Below are 2,545 nucleotides of genomic sequence, written 5' to 3' on the forward strand. Positions count from 1 at the left end.
TCGGGCCGACATTCACGAAGCATTCCTCAAACTCGGTTGCTCCCTCGTCTGCTGGAACATCTTCAGACGTACGGAGCAGTCTTTTTGAAACGGTCTCTTAGCTGTTGTGCATCCTGGCAGGGGCGCGGCTGCGCCTCGGTCTTCATGGCCGCAACCTTCGGCACCAACAATTTCCCCGCCGCTGCGCGGCTTCCTCGCGCAGCAAATTGTTTGCGCCTCCAGGTCCTCCACTGCGTGTCGGCCGCACGCGATGCAGCCAGCCCGGCCCCCGCTGATCGGATCACAACAAGGACGCGATGGGCGCGACCTTGGGTAACCCGAAAGGAGAACGCATCATGGCTAACATCGGCAACTTTACCGCGCAGAACGACGGCTTCACCGGCACGGTTCGCACCCTGACGCTCAACGTCAAGGTCAGGTTTCTTCCCAACGACAAGACCAGCGAGAACGCCCCCGACTTCCGCATCCAGGCGGCTGGCGGCTACGACATCGGCGCGGCGTGGAAGAAAGTCAGCCAGTCCGAGCGGCCCTACCTGTCCGTGACCCTCGATGATCCTTCGTTCCCGGCGACGATCTACGCCCGGCTGATCGAGGAAGAAGATGGTACGCACAACCTGATCTGGTCGCGCAGCAAGCCGGCGGCCTGACAGCCGCCAAGACGCCCCGCCCATTGCGGCGGGGCGCAGATGCTGCTAGCCCGCAGCATCGCCCGCGCGCCTACGGCGTGTCGCGCTCTTTAAAGATCGCCTCCAGTTTCTGGTGCACCTGCGCCAGAAACTGGTCGCCGTTTCGGTTGATTGAGCTGCTTACGGCTTCTGTTGGAATCCGCATTTCCGGATTCCAACAGATCACGGTGACCGCATCCGTGCCTTGGCCTGGCTACCGCAACTTCGCTTCCGTGCTTCTGTGGTTGCACGATTCCGAGGTTTTTTGATACGTGCTTGTGTACGAATGCGCAAATCTGGCATCACGCTTTCGCGCTTTTGGCGGACGCGAGTGTCGTGCGTCGTCGAATTTCAGGGTCCCTACAATGGCCCCAAGCACGGGAGGAGCCTCTAGTCAAAGGTCGCTGCGCCGCATTGTGACTATGTCAGTCTGATTCAAGGCGACGGCGGCCCAGATCAACATGTCTGCTATGTGGGTTCGCGCGGCGGCGCCTACACGATTGCCGCAAGCGGTCGTAAGAAACATCGGTTGACAACTGCACTTCTCCGGTGCCGCTAAGCCGATGTACGGTCCAGACAGAAATTGCAGATTGCCCACCGGATATCGCCGTTCGAGCGATCTTCCGGTTCTGCTGGCCGCGTCTTCCCAAATTGCTCGGCAACGGTTGGGCTATCCCAGCACTTTAGTGATATCTGCGCCTAGCGCCTTGATGATTCTTTCGAGCGTATCCAAGGCGAGATTGGCCTCACCCGTTTCTATTCTGGAGACGTGATTGCGATCGAGGCCAACCTTGTCACCAAGTTGGCGCTGGGACAACTTCATGTCGGTGCGCAACGCACGTACCGTTGCGCTGACATCCCTTACGCCAGAGTATCTCCGGATACTCTGGTGCTCCTCGCTGCTGGCACTAGTGAGCAGTTGGGACGGATGTACGTCCAGTGCCTGTCCCAGGCTAATGACTTTTTCGAGGGTGAGATTTGGCGCGAGTCTTTCAATGCGGCTGACCGCTGTGCGGTCAACCTCGATCAACGCTGCTAGCGCATCCTGCGTGTAACCCCTCAGTTCCCGATACTTCCTCAAATTTTGCGCAAACGTCTGCCGTAGTGACGTCATGCCACGGACTCGCCCTTATGAAAGTGACGATATATCCATGATTACAACGTTAGCGTCTATAGCACCTACGTTGTCATTATTTGAATTGTAGGCGTATACGTATACAACGCAAATGACTACAATGTGTGCGTCGCTCTATGTCGTGCGGTCGAAGCCATTTCCTGCCAAGGATCACGTTCGCCTAGTCGGTCATCTACGGATGCCGGGCGCCGCAGTGCATACATGCCGACGGGGACGCAGCTCGGAGCCACTGTGAGGCCCCGGCGCAGCCCATCAGCGTTTCTTCGCCCTCCACTGTGAATTGAAACTTTCGGGAGTCTGCAACCATGAATTACACCCTCATCACTGCGGAACAACGCGCACAACTGCTCACAAACGGGCAGGCATACGCAGCCGGCCACGCTGGCGACCCGCCGCCCGTGGTACGGCTGTTTACCCCGGACGCGCATGCGACATGGCTGTTGGCCACGCTGGACCCGGCCGATGGTGACACCGCCTATGGGCTGTGCGACGTGGGTATCGGCATGCCCGAATTGGGCCACGTAAGGCTGTCTGACCTCGCATCCATCGTTGGACCGCTCAAAAGACCGGTTCTTCGCGACTTGTACTTCCGGCCTACGCGATCACTATCGGCGTATGCGCAGCTGGCGCAGCTTGACGGTTCGATACCCGACTGACCGAACCCGCCGGCCACTCCGGTAGCCGGCCCGGCAGCCCTCTGCTGCGCCTCATTGGTTGCAGCAGGGGCGTAACCAGCATGGAAAGA

3 protein-coding genes and 1 pseudogene are annotated in these 2,545 nt (G+C 59.1%); 3 read left to right on the plus strand and 1 reads right to left on the minus strand.

Translation table 11 applies throughout. The annotated features are described in order from the left end of the window. Together RM96_RS29880 and RM96_RS29885 are read left to right on the plus strand one after the other, a co-directional pair. Positions 1–88: pseudogene (locus RM96_RS29880) on the plus strand (IS5/IS1182 family transposase); the annotation flags it as partial. A 247-nt stretch (positions 89–335) separates the two neighbouring features. Next, the gene (locus RM96_RS29885; protein ID WP_039015358.1) at positions 336–647 is read left to right on the plus strand and encodes a DUF736 domain-containing protein; all 312 of its coding nucleotides are present in this window, start codon (positions 336–338) and stop codon (positions 645–647) included. A gap of 688 nt (positions 648–1,335) precedes the next feature. Here the strand turns inward: RM96_RS29885 and RM96_RS38025 are convergent. Beyond that, entirely contained in the window at positions 1,336–1,779 is a 444-nt protein-coding gene (locus tag RM96_RS38025) for a helix-turn-helix domain-containing protein (protein WP_052279838.1), read from the minus strand. 326 nt (positions 1,780–2,105) lie between these two features. On the opposite strand from RM96_RS38025, the gene RM96_RS29900 reads away from it, so the two are divergent. Then, a complete protein-coding gene (locus RM96_RS29900) occupies positions 2,106–2,456 on the plus strand; it encodes a DUF2958 domain-containing protein (protein ID WP_039015359.1) in 351 nt (116 codons plus the stop codon). Positions 2,457–2,545 lie beyond the last annotated feature (89 nt).

The sequence above is a fragment of the Cupriavidus sp. IDO genome, assembly GCF_000812465.1.
GTDB lineage: Bacteria > Pseudomonadota > Gammaproteobacteria > Burkholderiales > Burkholderiaceae > Cupriavidus.

Excerpts from the sequence above, each read along its gene's own strand:
- RM96_RS29885 (WP_039015358.1), top strand. The coding sequence starts at position 336 with ATGGCTAACATCGGCAACTTTACCGCGCAGAACGACGGCTTCACCGGC.
- RM96_RS38025 (WP_052279838.1), bottom strand. The coding sequence starts at position 1,779 with ATGACGTCACTACGGCAGACGTTTGCGCAAAATTTGAGGAAGTATCGG.
- RM96_RS29900 (WP_039015359.1), top strand. The coding sequence starts at position 2,106 with ATGAATTACACCCTCATCACTGCGGAACAACGCGCACAACTGCTCACA.